Below are 672 nucleotides of genomic sequence, written 5' to 3'. Positions count from 1 at the left end.
GTTACTCAACTTCTATGTCGCTCTAGATAATGGACATCTTAATGAAGCACTTGAGGCTATTTCAGCGATCATTGCGGAGGCTCCCCTTGAACTCAGTGGCGACGTTTCTTCAGTCGCTGAACGGATAAGAAGTAACTTAAAGCGTCAGCAATCCCCGGACCAAGATGATATCGATACATTAACGATTTTGCTGGCCTCACCATAACTGAATCAATATGGCGCAACTGTAAATTGTTCTTACTATTCATACGTCATCCAGCGTCGTCACAAACTCTTCTAACCTGCAATGAACAGGCTTGCAGTTTTACTTTTACGAGTAAAGCAGCAAGACCTTCTACTGTGATTATATCGGTAATACTCTGAATTTTCGCAGCTTGGTAGCATAAGCTATAGGAGTGACTGTTTACAGTCCGAGTTTTGTTCTAACTTTACGTCAAAATAATTATCGTAACCCCTTTTTATGTAAGTGAAATCCGTGTTTTTGTACCATTTTTACGTAATTTTAGGCGTTTTTACTCGCCATTGGTGAAAAAAACTACTTTTACTTTAAAAGTTGGTTATAAATTTACAACTTAATTTTAAATACAGAGCCATAAGCTAGTTTTTGTGTGTTCTAATTGCATCATTAACTGGCTTGATGTCTTTTTAGTGGTTAATAGTTTTATTATTTTT

1 protein-coding gene is annotated in these 672 nt (G+C 36.8%); it reads left to right on the top strand.

All coding sequences use genetic code 11. The features are described 5' to 3' along the window. On the top strand, positions 1-205 hold a 205-nt coding region (locus IQR33_RS23140), incomplete at its 5' end, for a hypothetical protein (RefSeq protein ID WP_193844084.1). Positions 206-672: the final 467 nt, after the last annotated feature.

This window comes from Vibrio sp. OPT46 (genome assembly GCF_015163535.1).
Taxonomy (GTDB): Bacteria; Pseudomonadota; Gammaproteobacteria; order Enterobacterales; family Vibrionaceae; genus Vibrio; species Vibrio alginolyticus.
This window is presented reverse-complemented; position numbering and strand designations above follow the sequence as displayed.